Origin of the sequence: Pricia antarctica (assembly GCF_900101815.1) — a bacterium.
Classification (GTDB): domain Bacteria; phylum Bacteroidota; class Bacteroidia; order Flavobacteriales; family Flavobacteriaceae; genus Pricia; species Pricia antarctica.
Genome location: NZ_FNAO01000009.1, coordinates 113,382 through 128,232, shown reverse-complemented (window position 1 = coordinate 128,232; position 14,851 = coordinate 113,382). Strand labels below are relative to the sequence as shown.

At 45.0% G+C, this 14,851-nt stretch carries 15 protein-coding genes and 1 pseudogene; 13 read left to right on the top strand and 3 right to left on the bottom strand.

The window, feature by feature from the left end; all coding sequences use genetic code 11:
• The first annotated feature begins 56 nt into the window (after positions 1–56).
• Positions 57–422, top strand: a complete 366-nt coding sequence (locus tag BLT07_RS17715) for a DUF2237 family protein (RefSeq protein ID WP_091872752.1) — start codon at positions 57–59, stop codon at positions 420–422.
• Positions 423–464: 42 nt separating this feature from the next.
• Here the strand turns inward: BLT07_RS17715 and BLT07_RS17710 are convergent, their stop codons facing one another.
• On the bottom strand, positions 465–1,319 hold the full coding sequence (locus BLT07_RS17710) for an alpha/beta hydrolase (RefSeq protein ID WP_091872748.1): 855 nt from the start codon (positions 1,317–1,319) through the stop codon (positions 465–467).
• Between the two features lie 127 nt (positions 1,320–1,446).
• Here BLT07_RS17710 and BLT07_RS17705 point away from each other — a divergent pair, with 127 nt between their 5' ends.
• The 5 genes and pseudogenes from BLT07_RS17705 (at position 1,447) to BLT07_RS17685 (ending at position 6,936) form a co-directional block, all read left to right on the top strand.
• Positions 1,447–2,157: an alpha/beta hydrolase-fold protein gene (locus BLT07_RS17705; RefSeq protein WP_091872745.1), complete on the top strand. Its 711-nt coding sequence runs from the start codon at positions 1,447–1,449 to the stop codon at positions 2,155–2,157.
• Positions 2,158–2,307: 150 nt separating this feature from the next.
• Positions 2,308–3,255, top strand: a pseudogene (locus tag BLT07_RS17700) (ATP-grasp domain-containing protein); the annotation flags it as partial.
• A 345-nt stretch (positions 3,256–3,600) separates the two neighbouring features.
• Positions 3,601–4,698 (top strand): carboxylate-amine ligase, encoded by a 1,098-nt coding sequence (locus BLT07_RS17695; protein WP_091872742.1) that lies wholly within the window; start codon positions 3,601–3,603, stop codon positions 4,696–4,698.
• A gap of 208 nt (positions 4,699–4,906) precedes the next feature.
• A complete protein-coding gene (locus tag BLT07_RS17690) occupies positions 4,907–5,743 on the top strand; it encodes a type 1 glutamine amidotransferase (protein ID WP_091872737.1) in 837 nt (278 codons plus the stop codon).
• Positions 5,740–6,936, top strand: a complete 1,197-nt coding sequence (locus BLT07_RS17685) for a hypothetical protein (RefSeq protein ID WP_091872735.1) — start codon at positions 5,740–5,742, stop codon at positions 6,934–6,936. The genes BLT07_RS17690 and BLT07_RS17685 overlap by 4 nt, the downstream gene beginning before the upstream one ends.
• 79 nt (positions 6,937–7,015) lie before the next feature.
• Here the strand turns inward: BLT07_RS17685 and BLT07_RS17680 are convergent, their stop codons facing one another.
• Entirely contained in the window at positions 7,016–7,606 is a 591-nt protein-coding gene (locus tag BLT07_RS17680; RefSeq protein ID WP_091872732.1) for a riboflavin synthase, read from the bottom strand.
• A gap of 87 nt (positions 7,607–7,693) precedes the next feature.
• Between BLT07_RS17680 and pdxA the strand changes: the two genes are divergently transcribed.
• Positions 7,694–8,740 (top strand): 4-hydroxythreonine-4-phosphate dehydrogenase PdxA, encoded by a 1,047-nt coding sequence (gene pdxA, locus BLT07_RS17675; protein WP_091872728.1) that lies wholly within the window; start codon positions 7,694–7,696, stop codon positions 8,738–8,740.
• 129 nt (positions 8,741–8,869) lie between these two features.
• On the opposite strand, the gene BLT07_RS17670 is transcribed toward pdxA, so the two are convergent.
• A complete protein-coding gene (locus BLT07_RS17670; protein WP_091872725.1) occupies positions 8,870–9,334 on the bottom strand; it encodes a GAF domain-containing protein in 465 nt (154 codons plus the stop codon).
• A gap of 344 nt (positions 9,335–9,678) precedes the next feature.
• Between BLT07_RS17670 and BLT07_RS17660 the strand changes: the two genes are divergently transcribed.
• The 6 genes from BLT07_RS17660 to BLT07_RS17635 all read left to right on the top strand — a co-directional run bounded on the left by BLT07_RS17660 (position 9,679) and on the right by BLT07_RS17635 (position 14,832).
• Positions 9,679–10,212, top strand: a complete 534-nt coding sequence (locus BLT07_RS17660; RefSeq protein WP_091872717.1) for a YceD family protein — start codon at positions 9,679–9,681, stop codon at positions 10,210–10,212.
• A gap of 6 nt (positions 10,213–10,218) precedes the next feature.
• Positions 10,219–10,416, top strand: coding sequence for a 50S ribosomal protein L32 (gene rpmF / locus BLT07_RS17655; RefSeq protein ID WP_091872714.1), 198 nt, complete (start codon positions 10,219–10,221; stop codon positions 10,414–10,416).
• A gap of 274 nt (positions 10,417–10,690) precedes the next feature.
• A complete protein-coding gene (locus BLT07_RS17650; RefSeq protein ID WP_091872711.1) occupies positions 10,691–11,686 on the top strand; it encodes a beta-ketoacyl-ACP synthase III in 996 nt (331 codons plus the stop codon).
• A 46-nt stretch (positions 11,687–11,732) separates the two neighbouring features.
• Complete coding sequence (gene accB, locus BLT07_RS17645) at positions 11,733–12,230, top strand: acetyl-CoA carboxylase biotin carboxyl carrier protein (RefSeq protein ID WP_091872706.1); 498 nt, start codon at positions 11,733–11,735, stop codon at positions 12,228–12,230.
• 127 nt (positions 12,231–12,357) lie between these two features.
• Positions 12,358–13,710 carry an acetyl-CoA carboxylase biotin carboxylase subunit gene (gene accC / locus BLT07_RS17640; protein WP_091872701.1) on the top strand — a complete coding sequence of 451 codons (1,353 nt, stop codon included), beginning with the start codon at positions 12,358–12,360 and terminating at the stop codon, positions 13,708–13,710.
• A 9-nt stretch (positions 13,711–13,719) separates the two neighbouring features.
• The gene (locus BLT07_RS17635) at positions 13,720–14,832 is read left to right on the top strand and encodes an NAD(P)/FAD-dependent oxidoreductase (protein ID WP_091872697.1); all 1,113 of its coding nucleotides are present in this window, start codon (positions 13,720–13,722) and stop codon (positions 14,830–14,832) included.
• The last annotated feature ends 19 nt before the right edge of the window (positions 14,833–14,851 follow it).

Below are 14,851 nucleotides of genomic sequence, written 5' to 3'. Positions count from 1 at the left end.
AAGTTTCACGAATTATCACTAATTTCAGACCGGTATTCGTTAAGAGCTATTTAGAGATGAACAAAACACCAAAGAACGTTCTGGGCACCGAACTGCAATCTTGCTGTACCGACCCAATGACCGGCTTTTACCGCGACGGCTTTTGCAAGACCGGTGAGCAAGACGTCGGCACCCATGTGGTCTGCGCTATCATGACCGAAGATTTTTTGGAATACACGAAGGCAAAAGGCAACGACCTCTCAACCCCAAGGCCTGAGTGGCAGTTTCCCGGATTGAAGCCTGGCGATACTTGGTGCCTTTGTGTCTCACGCTGGCTCGAAGCCGAGAAAGAGGGCAAGGCGCCCCAAGTAGTCTTGGAGGCGACTCATGCAAAAGCGTTGGAATACGCCAATTTTGAAACTTTGTTGGAGTACAAGTTTTGATATAGGCGCTGAGTGGGCAAACATCAACGGTTTTTACCGGCCTTATTTTGAGGATCGAGGTAGACCACCTTGGGCGGGGGTCATCAGCGATTTCCCGAAGGCCCACAATACGAATTTCGGAAAAATATTGGCCCAGGTAGGCAAGTCGTGTTTTCCTCTCAAAACTTCTTCATAGACGATAGCTCCGGGATATGAATAGCCTCTGGCCCGGAGTTCTTTAATAACGTCCAAGGTATCGTCAATAGAATCGATGACGCCATTCTGGTTCCGGTCGGCTTTCTCGTCATCGGTGCCTGTTTGTAGCCAGAATTTCAGATGTGGCGCAGCATTTCCGTCTTTGATAACATCTAGCAAGATACGGCTTCGGTCGGCGACATCCTTTTTTACATAGGCTTTCTTGCGCCACCAAAATGAGCCGCTGAACACACCAATCTTACTGAAGAGATTGGAATTGCGATAGGCGATATCGAAGGCCGATAATCCCCCTAAAGACATGCCGCAGTAGACCCAATCCTTTTTATCCGTAGAAACCTTGAATTCCTTTTTTAAAAAAGGAATAAACTCTTCGATAACAAATTTTGAATATTCGAGGGCCCTGCCGCCACGTCCCTTGAAATCGGCCGTTGAAGCGGTGCCGTATTCGTGAATACGGCTTTCGTTACATTCAAGACCAATATATACAAACGGGCGCACAGCCTTCGAGGCATAGGCTTCCGAAAAGGTTTTCTCGAGCTTCATGGCCGTAAAATCTTGTCCGTCGTTCATTAAAAGCACGGGAAAGGTATAGCTCGTATCCCAATAGTTGGCGGGTGCCATAAAACGAAAAGTGACGATACGGTCTAAATATTTTGAAAAGAAACGGCCTTTTGCGCCGATAAAATCGATTTGGAATTGCATAAATTACTGTAAAGGGAGTGCAAGTATAACGAATCCTAAAAATATTCATATTGTCTGCTTTAAAATAAATTACTTTTGCGCACCTTAATCCGCTCATCTTTACCTATTTTGAGCTATATTTATTCTAATGGCTAAAATTGAACATATACCTTACTATTCGAATACCCTTGGGCGCAACATAAATGTTGAGGTCACCGGGCATTGGGGCCATCCGATTTTAATGTTTCCTTCATCTGGCGGCCAATTTACCCAAAATACCGATTTCGGACTCACGGGAGCAGTGATGCAGTTCGTCGAAGCGGGGCGAATCAAGCTTTACAATGTGGAAACTTTGGATATGCTTTCGTTCTATCACGATCATATGATCACCGAGGAAAAAATCCATAACTACGAATTGTACATGCAATTTTTGCGGAACGAAATGATTCCGTATATTCAAGGTGAATGCAATACGCACCGGGTAGCAGTTGCCGGGGTAAGTTTCGGAGGTTTTCATGCGGCCAATACCGCATTTCGCTTTCCGGATCTGGTTTCGCATTTGATTGCCATGAGTGCGGCGTTCAACATTCGCAACATGGCCCAGCTGAGCGACGACATGCGCATTTATTATAACTGTCCTGATGAGTTTATGCAAAATGAGGAAGCCTGGAAGTATAACCACATGCAAATCGTATTGGGCACTTCAGATTGGGATATCTGTAGGGATAAAAACTTGCACATGGCCGGTATTTTAAACGCCAAGGGCATTGATCACTGGTACGACGAAAAAAAATGGACGCCCCATGACTGGCCGCTGTGGAAAATGATGTTTCCGGAGTATATAGACCGATTTTTTTGAATTATCTCTTCAATTTAACCATGAACCGATCTAGCTAAAAATATTAAAATAACATAAAGAATCCCGCCGAAGCATGTGCTTAGTGCTACGACTGCGCTCAGCATAAACTAGAGCCGAAGTGCGGGAATGACAATTAAAACAAAAATTATTATGGCAAAAAAAGTAGGTATTATTTTCGGTCAGGAAGACACGTTTCCCTGGGCCTTTATAGACAAAGTGAACGAATTGGGCAAAGGTAAAGTAGTTGCCGAACCCGTTCAGATAGATAAGGTGCAACAGGGTATCGATTATGGGTATCATGTCATACTCGACCGTATGTCGCAAGGTGTTCCCTTTTATCGATCGTATGTCAAAAATGCGGCCCTAATGGGTACGGCGGTCATCAACAACCCGTTTTGGTTCAGTGCCGACGAGAAATTTTTTAACAATTGTCTGGCAATGGAATTGGGCGTTCCCGTGCCAAAAACGGTATTATTGCCCTCGAACACAAGGCCCAATGATACGAGTGAGAAATCGTTCAGAAATCTAGTGGGCCCGTTAGACTGGGATTATATATTTAATTACATCGGCTTCCCCGCTTACATGAAACCTTTTGATGGAGGCGGATGGAAAGATGTATATAAGGTAGAAAATGCAGATGCACTCTTCGCCAGCCATGCCGAAACCGGACAGTTGGTTATGATGTTACAGGAAGAAATCGTTTTTGACGACTATTTCCGGGTGTATTGTCTCGGTCAAAAATATGTGCATATTATGCCCTACGACCCTAGAAAACCTTTTCACGAGCGGTATGTGAGTGAAATCAAGGCCACGGGTGACGAACGTGATAAATTATTGAAGACGATACACAACTACACCTTAAAACTTAATAAGGCCCTTGGCTATGATTTTAACACCGTAGAATTTGCGGTAAGGGACGGAATACCCTACGCCATCGATTTTTGTAATCCCGCGCCAGATGCGGATTTACATTCCGTAGGCCAAGAAAATTTTGATTGGATTGTCGAGCATTCCGCCAAGTATGCCGTTGAAAAGGCAAATGCCCACAAGGCGAAACAGAACAATACCTCTTGGGGCGGTTTCGTTAAGGATTCGATTGCACCCGAAGCCCCAAAAAGAGGCAAGGTCAATCTAAAAACTGCGGAAGAGGTTAAAAAAGCTACGGAAGCAAAGAAAAAAGCAGCCGCCGCCAAGAAAAAAACAGAATCCGATAAAAAAGGGGCACCGCCCAAAAAAGGGCCCGCCAAGTCAAAAGCCCAAACAAAATCGAAAGTTCCGGCCCCAGCGAAGGTGGAGGCTAATAAAAAGGCTCCGGTGAAAGCTAAAGCCCCTGCCAAAGGCAAAACCCCTGTCAAACCAAAAACTGGTGTAACTAAAAAATCCCCGGCTAAGTCGGCTCCCAAAAAGACCAAATAGGCAATCTGATCAAACAAAACCATCAACATGCATAAATTCACACTGGGTATAGAAGAAGAATTCCAGGTTCTCGACAGCGATACGTTCAAGCTTCGGTCACAGATGTCGAAAATCATCGATGGGGGCAAGGTACTGCTGCAAGAACGAATCAAGGAAGAAATGCACCAGTCGATGATTGAAATGGGTACCAATGTATGCGAGAACATAAATCAGGTGCGGGACGAGGTTTCCTATCTTCGGCAACAGATCATCAAACTGGCCGATGCCGAAGGTCTCAAGGTGGCCGCTTCCGGTACGCACCCCAGTTCGCTTTGGCACGAACAGCTGATTACTTCGAAACCCCGATACGACGAAATAGTCGAGGAAATGAAAGACGTGGCACGGGGCAACCTCATTTTTGGCATGCACGTGCATGTGGCCATCCCCAGTCGTGAAGAGGGCCTTGAGATACTGAATGTGGCGCGATATTTTTTGCCGCATCTCTATGCCCTTTCAACAAACAGTCCGTTTTGGGAGGGGCGCGAAACCGGGTTCAAATCATTTCGGAGCAAGGTGTTCGATAAATTTCCCAGAACCGGAATTCCGCCTTTTTTTTCCAGCGTTGGAGAATATGACAAGTTCGTTGATATTCTGGTGCGTACCAATTGCCTTGACAACGCCAAAAAAATATGGTGGGACATTCGTTTGCATCCGTTCTATCCAACGATCGAGTTCCGGATCTGTGATGTCGTAATGACGGTCGATGAGGTGACCTGCATCGCGGCCCTGATGCAGTGTATCGTGGCTAAGTTGTATAAAATGCACAAAAAGAACCAGACTTTCAAAAATTACCGCCGCCTGCTCCTGAACGAGAACAAATGGCGTGCCGCAAGATGGGGCGTAGAGGCCAAACTAATCGATTTCGGCAAGGAAGAGGAAGTTCACTTTAATCAGTTGATGAACGAGTTGTTGGAATTCATCGATGATGTCGTCGACGACCTCGGATGCCGAAGCGAAGTGAATTACGTGTATCAAATGCTCGAGCAGGGGTCAGGTGCCGACCGCCAACTTAAGGTGTTCGAACAAACTGGCGACCTGTGTGATGTGTCAAAGTATATCGTGCAGCAGACAAAGAAGGGGCTTTAGACATCGTATCGAGAACACACACTATTAAAGCATGAATGGCGTTATTTAACTGAACAATTGCGAGCCAATGAGGGTGTAGCCCAAATTGGCGTGGCAATCCGTTGAAGTGGGCAAGTAGTTTCATAACGCCATTCGCCGATGTTCAACAGATTGCCACGCTTTTGAGGCCAAAGGCCTGAAAAGCTCGCAATGACGATTAGAAAAAAACATGATCAACAAATACAGAATAGCAATTCTCGATATGAATGCCGGAGAGCCCAATGAAGGTATGCGCTGTCTGAAAATGCTAGCGGGCGAGTTTTTGGCGCAAGAAGGTAGGGAGGGTCACTACGAAGTTTTCGAGGTAAGGGTCAATGAAGAGATTCCCCTATTGGATGATTTTGACATCTATCTATCCTCCGGCGGCCCCGGATCACCATTAATATCAGGGCAAGATTGGGAGTTTAAATATTTCGGTTTTCTTGACGCCCTGCTCTTGCATAACCTGTCGAAACCGGATAAAAAACACCTTTTTTTGATTTGCCATTCGTTTCAATTGGCCTGCGTGCATTGGGATCTGGCGAAGGTCACTAAGCGCCGCTCTACCTCTTTTGGAATTTATCCTATATTTAAGACCAACAGCGGGGAGCATGAAATATTGCTCGAAGGCTTGGCCAATCCATTTTACGCCGTTGACTCAAGGGATTATCAAGTTGTCGGTCCTTCTGAATGGAAACTTGATACCTTAGAGGGCAAAGTCTTATGTAGGGAGAAGGTGCGCGCGCATGTGCCTTTAGAGAGGGCAGTTATGGCCATTCGTTACAGCAGGGAGATTTTTGGAGTGCAGTTTCATCCGGAAGCGGATTCCGAAGGGATGTTGCGCCACTTTAAGAAAGAGGACAAGCGCAATGCCATCATTAAAAAATACGGCAAACGGAAATATCTCAATATGCTGGAACAATTGGTAGACGATGAAAAGATAATGAAAACCAACCATACGATTATCCCCAATTTCTTACGGTTGGCAGCGGAAGCCATAGACATCGAAAAATTACAAGTAGTATGATATCAGAAATCAGGGATAGGTTCAATGCGGAATTCAAACCGGAATATTACGAAGATCTACTCAAACATATTGAAAACACCTATTCGGAACCCAGTGCCTTCAGAATTTCTGAAACACCGGTTTTTATCGATGTAAACCTAAAAAAGGATGTATTTTCCGCTTGTGATGCCATAATAGAACAGCTTGGGGAAATCGACTTCCAAAAAATACGGGATACCTTTATTCCAAAAGAATTACAATCCCCGCTTCCGATGGGCAATCCTGATTTTTTGGCCATCGATTTCGGACTTTGTGATGACGGCAAGGGGGGTATTACGCCCCAGCTTATCGAACTGCAGGCCTTTCCGACTTTGTTCTTTTACCAGCCTTTTCTTGGAGAGGCGTATCGCAAGTGCTATCCGAACCTTCCTAAAGAGGGCCTAAATTATTATTTCAGCGGATTGAACGAAGAAAGCTATCTCAAGGAAATCAAGGAAGTAATCCTTGGAAATGAAAAACCGGAGAACGTCATCCTTTTGGAGCTTTTCCCCGAAAAGCAAAAGACGCGCATCGATTTCTGGGCCACCAAAAAGGCCTTGGGTATCGAAGTGGTCTGTATGACCAAGGTCATTAAGCAAGGAAAAAAACTCTTCTATGAAAAAGACGGTCGAAAAATCCCCATCCACAGGATTTATAATCGCGTTATCTTTGACGAACTGCAACGTATCGAAAACCTTGATGTCGCTTTCAATCTTAGCGACGACCTTGACGTGCGGTGGGTTACCCACCCCGATTGGTTTTTCGTGATTTCAAAGTGCATTATGCCTTTGTTAAAGCACAAGAACATACCGGCATCCTATTATTTGAACGACTATCCAAAAAATTTAAATCTAGGGGATTATGTATTGAAACCCTTGTTTTCCTTTGCGGGCCAAGGTGTAAATTTACATCCCGATCAAAAAACTATTGAAGCGATAGAAGAAAAACAGAACTATATCCTTCAACAAAAAGTGAAATATGCCGCTGTGGTGAAAACCAAAAATGAGAAGAATTCAAAGGTGGAGCTACGGATGCTTTACGTCTGGAGTACCGAAGAAAATCGATTGAAACCAGTAATCAATCTGACCCGGATGAGCAAAGGTGAAATGATTAATGTTTCGCATCAGGTCGACGAAACCTGGATCGGATCATCAATCAGCTTTTTTGAGGAATGAAAACTTTTAGCTTGTTTCTATAGATCTGCATAGTTCCACGACATGGTTCAAGATTGAGCGGGGTGTCAGATTGCCGATTTTAAATATTCTGTTTCATCAACTTCGCCACATACTTTCCGATTACATCGAACTCCAAATTTACAACGCTGCCGACTTCATAAGCGTTAAACCTTGTATGTTCGTAGGTGTATGGAATAATGGCCACACTGAAGGTATTGCTACCGGAATCCACTACGGTAAGGCTAGTGCCGTCGATAGTAATCGAACCCTTTTCAATGGTAGGGTTGCCCATTTCAGAATCATATTCGAAGGTAAATACCCAGCTGCCGTTCACTTCTTTTCGAGCGGTACAAACACCGGTTTGATCAACATGGCCCTGAACGATATGGCCATCAAAACGGCTTCCCAATATCATCGCACGTTCTAAATTGACCTTTTCGCCCACCTTTAGCCGATTCAAGTTCGTTTTTTGAAGGGTTTCGGCTATGGCGGTGACGGTGTAGGTCTGTCCGTCTAGAGCTACGACCGTTAGACAGACCCCGTTATGGGATACGCTCTGGTCGATTTTCAGGTCTTCTGCCATAGGTGATTTTATGGTGACGTGAAGGTTCTCCCCATCGCGCTCCAATCGCTTAATTTCCCCCAAGGTTTCGATGATTCCCGTAAACATATTCCGTCTAAATTAACTAGTTTTGTAGCTAGTGCAATCGCAAAAAAAAGTATAAATCAATTCACCCTTACAAAGGTAAAGAATATCATGCAGGAAGACGGTAAAATAAAATTGGGTATTTCCATAGGTGATTTGAACGGTATTGGATGCGAGGTCGTGCTCAAGACGTTTGAGGATTCCCGGATGTTGGATTTCTGTACCCCGATACTTTTTGCCTCTAGCAAGACCATTTCCTTTCAACAAAAAGAACTGAATATCGATATTAAATACAACGGCGTTCAGGAAGCTTCAATGGCCGTTGACGGCAAAGTCAATGTGGTCAACGTATGGAAGGAAATTCCCGATATCAAGTTCGGCGAGGCCACCGAAGAAGGGGGGAAATACGCCTTGAAATCTTTACTTGCGGCCGTAGACGCTTTGAAAAACGGAGACATCGATGTTTTGGTCACCGCGCCCATCAACAAGAACAACATTCAAACGAAGGACTTTAAATTTCCCGGGCACACCGATTTTCTTACGCAGGAGCTTGAAGGCGAAAGCTTGATGTTCATGGTCACCGAGGGATTAAAAGTGGGTTTGCTTACCGATCACGTAGCCGTAAAGGACGTGTCTTCGGCCATTAACCCGATCTTGATCCGAAGTAAGGTCAGGACCATCGAAAAATCATTGCGGATGGATTTTGGCATTCGTGCGCCCAAAGTGGCTCTTTTGGGTATCAATCCGCATAGCGGGGACAATGGTGTAATCGGTAAGGAAGACGAGGAGATACTCAAACCCATAATCAAGGAAATGTCGGATGCCGGCCATCTGGTATTCGGCCCCTATTCCGCCGATAGCTTTTTTGGATCGGATAATTACAAAAACTTCGATGCTATCTTGGCTGCATATCATGACCAAGGCTTGATTCCGTTTAAAACCCTATCCTTTGGTAGGGGCGTGAACTTTACCGCGGGTCTATCAAAGATACGCACCTCACCTGACCATGGCACTGCCTACGAAATCGCCGGGCAAGGCAAGGCCGACCCTAGTTCCTTCAAGGAGGCGGTATTTACTGCCATTTCAATTTTCAGGAACCGCAAGGAATATCTAGAACTGACGGAGAACCCGCTACAGCGTCAAAGGGTACGGCGATAGTTAAAAGTTCTGTGGGATTTTCTTGTGGTTTACAAGAATTTCCTTTTTTTTACGCTGAACGCTGAACGCTGAACGCTGAACGCCGAACGCCGAACGCCGAACGCCGAACGCCGAACGCCGAATAGCGCTTTAAGCTAAATGCTTAGCGATTTCCTCCCCGATTTTTACAAGTTCGTTCCGTTCGTTTTCGGTAAAATTATAAGGCACCGGTTTCGCAATACCTAACGTACCGTACAAATTGCCATCGAGCATCATAGGCACCGCAATCGATCCTTCTACTTTAGTTTCTTTCGCTGCCGGACGGGCTACTCCCGAAGTATCCGTCTGCAGATTGCACATTTCTACCGGTTCTCGCCTCTCAGCCGCGATACCCGCCATGCCCTTTCCTATGGGAATCTGCGATACTTTGGGAAGTAAGAATTGTGGAATACCGATTTGGGCCTGCAATTTCAATATATCGGTGTTCGCTACTAAAAAATGCAGGGTTCCGGTCGAACAACCAAAACAAGAAATACAGTCAGAAAGAACTTTTTGCCAATCGACGGGAGTCCGTTGTAATAAGGAACTAATGCTTTCACGTTTTAAGATATCCATTTTTACTATTTTTCTTTGTCGTTTTAGCTAATGTATCAAAATTTGCCGGACCTACCTATCATTTCAAACCGGACTTCGACCTGCGCGTAGCCGTAAAACATTTTTTTCAAAACTTGGCGATAAGATTCCCGATAAATTGTTTTTTGCTTTTTCACGGAACGACAATTGTATAGATTAAAGGTACATAGGTTTCGGCATTTGCCGCAAGCATTGTAAGACTTTAAAGCGGTCGCTAAGACCATGTGTAAGGGTTTGGTATTAATGAAAATAATAGTATCTTTGCGCCCGCCTTTGTACTCAGCAGGAGCATAATAGGCATATAGGTTTTTAAAATTAGTGTTGAAATGATGGTGCAAAAGGAGTTTAGCATTCCTTTCTCGGGATTAAAGCAAGGAAAACACAATTTTCAATATACGGTAGATAACGCGTTCTTTGAGTCTTTTGGGTATGATGAGTTCAATGGGGCCAATATCGTTCTAAATGTCGCCTTAAAAAAAATGAGTACCATGCTCGAATTCGAGATGGAAGCTACGGGAACGGTAAATGTAGATTGCGATTTGACGAGTGAACCTTATGACCAACCGATTTCGGCCGAGTTGGAACTGGTGGTAAAGTTCGGAGACGAATACAATGACGATGACGATGATATTTTGATTGTTCCCCACGGGTCACATCAGGTCAATATCGCCCAGTATGTATATGAAATGTTGGTTTTAGCCGTTCCACTGAAACGAATACATCCCGGGGTGCTTGATGGCAGTTTGCAATCGGAAGCTTTGAAAAAACTGGAAGAATTGCAGCCCAAGCAAATAAAAGAAAATAAAAACGAAAACGATCCCCGATGGGACGAATTAAAAAAACTGTTAACGGATAAATAAAATACGATGGCACATCCCAAGAGAAAAATTTCGAGAACCCGAAGAGACAAGAGAAGAACCCACTACAAAGCGGTAGCCCCTACGTTGGCGACCGATCCGACGACTGGTGAAATGCACCTGTTCCATAGGGCGCACTGGTACGAGGGCAAACTGTATTACAAAGGTCAAGTTTTAATCGATAAAACCGAAGAGGTCGAAGCTTAGGTCATATAGACCAAACCCTTAAAGATTCAAGGACTCCCGTGATGTAAGCGGGAGTTTTTTTATGGATGGAAATTTCTTGTTGCAATGCACGCCTTATCGGAGCTACAATAATCTATGGATATACTAAGGTGATGTTGTATTTTGTGGTTTTAGAATCAATGGGTGGGCTTATATTTTAAAAACACTTGGTTTTTGGAATATTTTTCATGGAAAATGATTAATTTTCACGAGTTTTAAGGGATTTTCAAAGGATTTTAGATCAAACCGACGTAAGATGGGTAGATTAACGGCAGCGATTACGGCTGTAGGGGGTTACGTGCCAAAATTTGTGCTGACCAATCAAATGCTAGAAGGTATGGTCGATACCAACGATGAGTGGATTGTCACCCGAACCGGAATCAAGGAAAGGCGCATTTTAAAACCTGAAGAGGGCGAAGGTACTTCATTCTTGGCCATAAAGGCTGCCAAAGACCTTATCCGAAGAAAAAATATAAATCCTGGGGAAATCGACTTGGTTATCGTAGCTACCGCTACACCGGACAGTATGGTAGCTTCGACAGCTGCTTTCGTAGCATCCGAAATAGGGGCAAAAAATGCTTTTGCCTATGACCTATTGGCCGCCTGTTCCAGTTTTCTTTTTGGGATGTCGACCGCGGCGAGCTATATTCAGTCCGGCAGATATAAAAAAGTGCTGCTGATCGGTGCGGATAAAATGTCGTCCATCATCGACTATACCGACCGTACCACATGCATTATTTTTGGTGACGGAGCCGGGGCGGTGCTTTTCGAACCGAACGATGAGGGCCTTGGTCTGCAAGACGAATATCTTCGGGCAGATGGCAACGGGAGAAAATTTTTGGGCATGGATGCCGGTGGTTCTTTAATGCCGGCGACCGAAGAAACAGTCAAAAACAGAAAACATTTCATTTATCAAGAAGGGAAAACGGTATTTAAGTTCGCCGTTTCGAATATGGCCGACGTGGCGGCGCGAATTATGCGGCAGAACGATCTAGATCATAAAGACGTAGCTTGGTTGGTGCCCCACCAGGCCAATAGGCGGATTATCGATGCGACGGCCAGCCGAATGGGCATTGATAGTTCGAAAGTGATGATGAACATTCAACGCTACGGGAACACCACATCGGGAACCCTGCCCCTATTGTTGTACGATTATGAGAAACAGCTTAAAAAAGGAGACAACCTTGTGTTTGCAGCTTTCGGCGGAGGCTTTACCTGGGGGTCGATATACTTGACATGGGCGTATAATTAAAATAGAACAGAACAAAACCGATCGAACACTATAAAATTCAAATTCCATGGATATAAAAGAAATTCAAAGCCTGATAAAATTCGTTGCGAAGTCAGGGGCCAGAGAGGTAAAATTAGAAACCGACGATCTGAAGATTACAATTAAGACAGGCCCTGCGGAATCTGATCATCACGAGCCCACGTACATTCAGCAAATTCCTATGGGGCAGCCCCAGATGACACAACCGTCATCACCACCTGCACAAGCCGGGGAAGCGGCTACTTCCGAAGCATCCAAAGAGAATAAAAAGGAGGACGATTCAAAGTACATTACGATCAAGTCGCCCATTATTGGTACTTTTTATCGAAAACCGTCCCCTGATAAAGATACGTTTGTTGAAGTGGGCTCCGCTATCAAAAAGGGCGATGTGCTCTGCGTGATCGAAGCGATGAAACTTTTCAACGATATCGAATCCGAGGTTTCTGGAAAAATCGTGAAAATATTGGTGGAGGATTCCTCGCCCGTAGAGTTTGATCAGCCTTTGTTTATGGTGGACCCCTCCTAAAGGTAAATTCTAAAATTGTTACACTGAGTACTTTGGCTGTTCTCGGTATCAACTGAAGTCGAAGCGCCAAGCACATCCCCAACTCTCGGGGACAAATTGGTTTTCACGAATATTAATTCAATAGACCATGTTCAAAAAAATATTGATAGCGAATAGGGGAGAAATTGCATTACGGGTCATCCGTACCTGTAAAGAGATGGGCATCAAAACAGTGGCGGTCTACTCCAAGGCCGATGAAGAAAGCCTGCACGTACGTTTTGCCGATGAGGCGGTCTGTATAGGCCCTGCGGCGAGTAGCGAATCCTACCTTAAAATCCCCAATATCATTGCGGCGGCCGAGATTACCAATGCCGATGCCATACATCCCGGCTACGGATTTTTATCCGAAAATTCCAAATTCTCGAAAATCTGTGCCGAGCACGAAATAAAATTTATCGGGGCATCTGGGGAGCAGATTGACAGAATGGGCGATAAAGCCTCGGCAAAAGCTACTATGAAGAAAGCGGGCGTACCGACCGTTCCGGGCTCCGACGGTTTGCTGAAAGACCTTGCCGATGCCAGAAAAGTCGCAAAAAAGATGGGTTACCCCGTCATGATAAAGGCTACCGCCGGCGGCGGTGGCAAGGGTATGCGTGCCGTGAGGAAAGCGGAGGAAATGGATGCCCTTTTTGAAAGTGCCGTTAAAGAAGCCTCCGCTGCATTCGGCAACGGCGATATGTACATGGAAAAACTCATCGAAGAGCCAAGACATATCGAGATTCAGATAGTAGGTGATCAATATGGAAAAGCCTGCCATCTATCAGAGCGGGATTGTTCTATTCAGCGCCGCCATCAAAAATTGACCGAAGAAACGCCTTCTCCCTTTATGACCGACAAGCTACGGGAAGCCATGGGAAAAGCAGCGGTCAAAGCAGCGGAATTTATTAAATACGAAGGCGCCGGTACTATTGAATTTTTGGTCGACAAACACCGGAATTTCTATTTTATGGAAATGAACACCCGTATTCAGGTCGAGCATCCGATTACCGAGCAGGTCATCGATTATGATTTGATTCGAGAACAGATATTGGTAGCCGGCGGAGTCCCTATCTCCGGAAAAAACTATCTTCCGAAACTGCACTCTATCGAATGCCGGATTAATGCCGAGGATCCCTATAACAATTTCAGACCATCCCCGGGAAGGATAACGACCTTACATATCCCCGGAGGACACGGGGTACGAATGGATACGCATGTCTATAGCGGGTACAGTATTCCGCCCAATTACGATAGCATGATCGCCAAGCTCATAACCACGGCTCAGACCCGTGAGGAGGCCATCAACAAAATGAGACGCTCTTTGGACGAATTTGTAATCGAAGGCGTAAAGACGACCATTCCCTTTCACAGGCAGTTGATGGACCATCCCGATTATCTGGCGGGCAACTACACGACCGCGTTTATGGACGACTTTAAGATGGAGCCACAGGCGGAGGAGTAATCGTTGTCCATGAACCTCAGCTACTGGGAATACAAAACCTGGCTCTCCAACACCGATTTCACGATCGTGGGCAGCGGTATCGTAGGTCTCAACTGTGCGCTACACCTCAAACAGCGCTTTCCGGAAGCTAAAATACTTGTTCTCGAAAAGGGATTTTTACCGCAAGGTGCTAGCACCAAAAATGCGGGCTTCGCTTGTTTTGGAAGTCTTTCTGAAATCATATCGGACCTGAAACATCATTCTGAAGAAGAGGTTTTCGGACTAGTTCAAAAAAGATGGAACGGCATACAATTGCTTCGGAGGACACTAGGTGACAAAGTTCTCGATTTCCAACAACTTGGCGGGCATGAGTTGTTCTTGGAGAAAGATGTGCCATTATTTCAGGCCTGCCGCAATAAAAGGGATGAAATCAACAGGCTGTTGCATCCCGTTTTTGGTAATGATGCCTTTCATGAACATCCGAATACATTTCACTTCAAGAACATTCAGGACAAGTACATCACGAATACCTTAGAAGCTCAATTGGATACCGGTAAAATGATGGCCCAGCTACTACGGCTTGTCCAAAATCAAGGCATTATCGTTCTGAACGGGATTTCCGTACAAGATTTTTCGGATGATACATCGCATATTGCGGTCAGCACCGACCGCTTCGAATTCAAGACAAAAAAGCTGCTTATTGCCACCAATGGCTTTGCGTCCCAACTTTTGAACGAACGCATAAAACCCGCAAGGGCCCAGGTCTTGATTACTAAACCTATCCAAAACCTTTCCATTAAAGGCACCTTTCATTTTGATGAGGGCTATTATTACTTTAGAAATATCGACGACCGTATTTTGCTCGGCGGCGGCAGAAATCTTGATCTCAAAACCGAGGAAACGACAGTATTCGAACAAACTGAACACATTCAAACCGAGTTGGAAAAATTGCTCAAGGAAGTCATTCTGCCCGATACGCCATTTCAAATTGATCGAAGGTGGAGCGGTATTATGGGGGTGGGCGACCAGAAGCGGCCTATTGTAAAACAAATTTCCGAACATGTGTTTTGTGGAGTTCGATTGGGGGGTATGGGCATTGCCATTGGTAGTTTGGTCGGAAAGGAATTGGCAGATTTGGTTTGACCGTTTCATCGATACTACT

Bases quoted from the DNA above. Each gene is read 5' to 3' on its own strand.
- BLT07_RS17715 (WP_091872752.1), top strand. From the start codon at position 57: ATGAACAAAACACCAAAGAACGTTCTGGGCACCGAACTGCAATCTTGC.
- BLT07_RS17710 (WP_091872748.1), bottom strand. From the start codon at position 1,319: ATGCAATTCCAAATCGATTTTATCGGCGCAAAAGGCCGTTTCTTTTCA.
- BLT07_RS17705 (WP_091872745.1), top strand. From the start codon at position 1,447: ATGGCTAAAATTGAACATATACCTTACTATTCGAATACCCTTGGGCGC.
- BLT07_RS17695 (WP_091872742.1), top strand. From the start codon at position 3,601: ATGCATAAATTCACACTGGGTATAGAAGAAGAATTCCAGGTTCTCGAC.
- BLT07_RS17690 (WP_091872737.1), top strand. From the start codon at position 4,907: ATGATCAACAAATACAGAATAGCAATTCTCGATATGAATGCCGGAGAG.
- BLT07_RS17685 (WP_091872735.1), top strand. From the start codon at position 5,740: ATGATATCAGAAATCAGGGATAGGTTCAATGCGGAATTCAAACCGGAA.
- BLT07_RS17680 (WP_091872732.1), bottom strand. From the start codon at position 7,606: ATGTTTACGGGAATCATCGAAACCTTGGGGGAAATTAAGCGATTGGAG.
- pdxA (WP_091872728.1), top strand. From the start codon at position 7,694: ATGCAGGAAGACGGTAAAATAAAATTGGGTATTTCCATAGGTGATTTG.
- BLT07_RS17670 (WP_091872725.1), bottom strand. From the start codon at position 9,334: ATGGATATCTTAAAACGTGAAAGCATTAGTTCCTTATTACAACGGACT.
- BLT07_RS17660 (WP_091872717.1), top strand. From the start codon at position 9,679: ATGATGGTGCAAAAGGAGTTTAGCATTCCTTTCTCGGGATTAAAGCAA.
- rpmF (WP_091872714.1), top strand. From the start codon at position 10,219: ATGGCACATCCCAAGAGAAAAATTTCGAGAACCCGAAGAGACAAGAGA.
- BLT07_RS17650 (WP_091872711.1), top strand. From the start codon at position 10,691: ATGGGTAGATTAACGGCAGCGATTACGGCTGTAGGGGGTTACGTGCCA.
- accB (WP_091872706.1), top strand. From the start codon at position 11,733: ATGGATATAAAAGAAATTCAAAGCCTGATAAAATTCGTTGCGAAGTCA.
- accC (WP_091872701.1), top strand. From the start codon at position 12,358: ATGTTCAAAAAAATATTGATAGCGAATAGGGGAGAAATTGCATTACGG.
- BLT07_RS17635 (WP_091872697.1), top strand. From the start codon at position 13,720: ATGAACCTCAGCTACTGGGAATACAAAACCTGGCTCTCCAACACCGAT.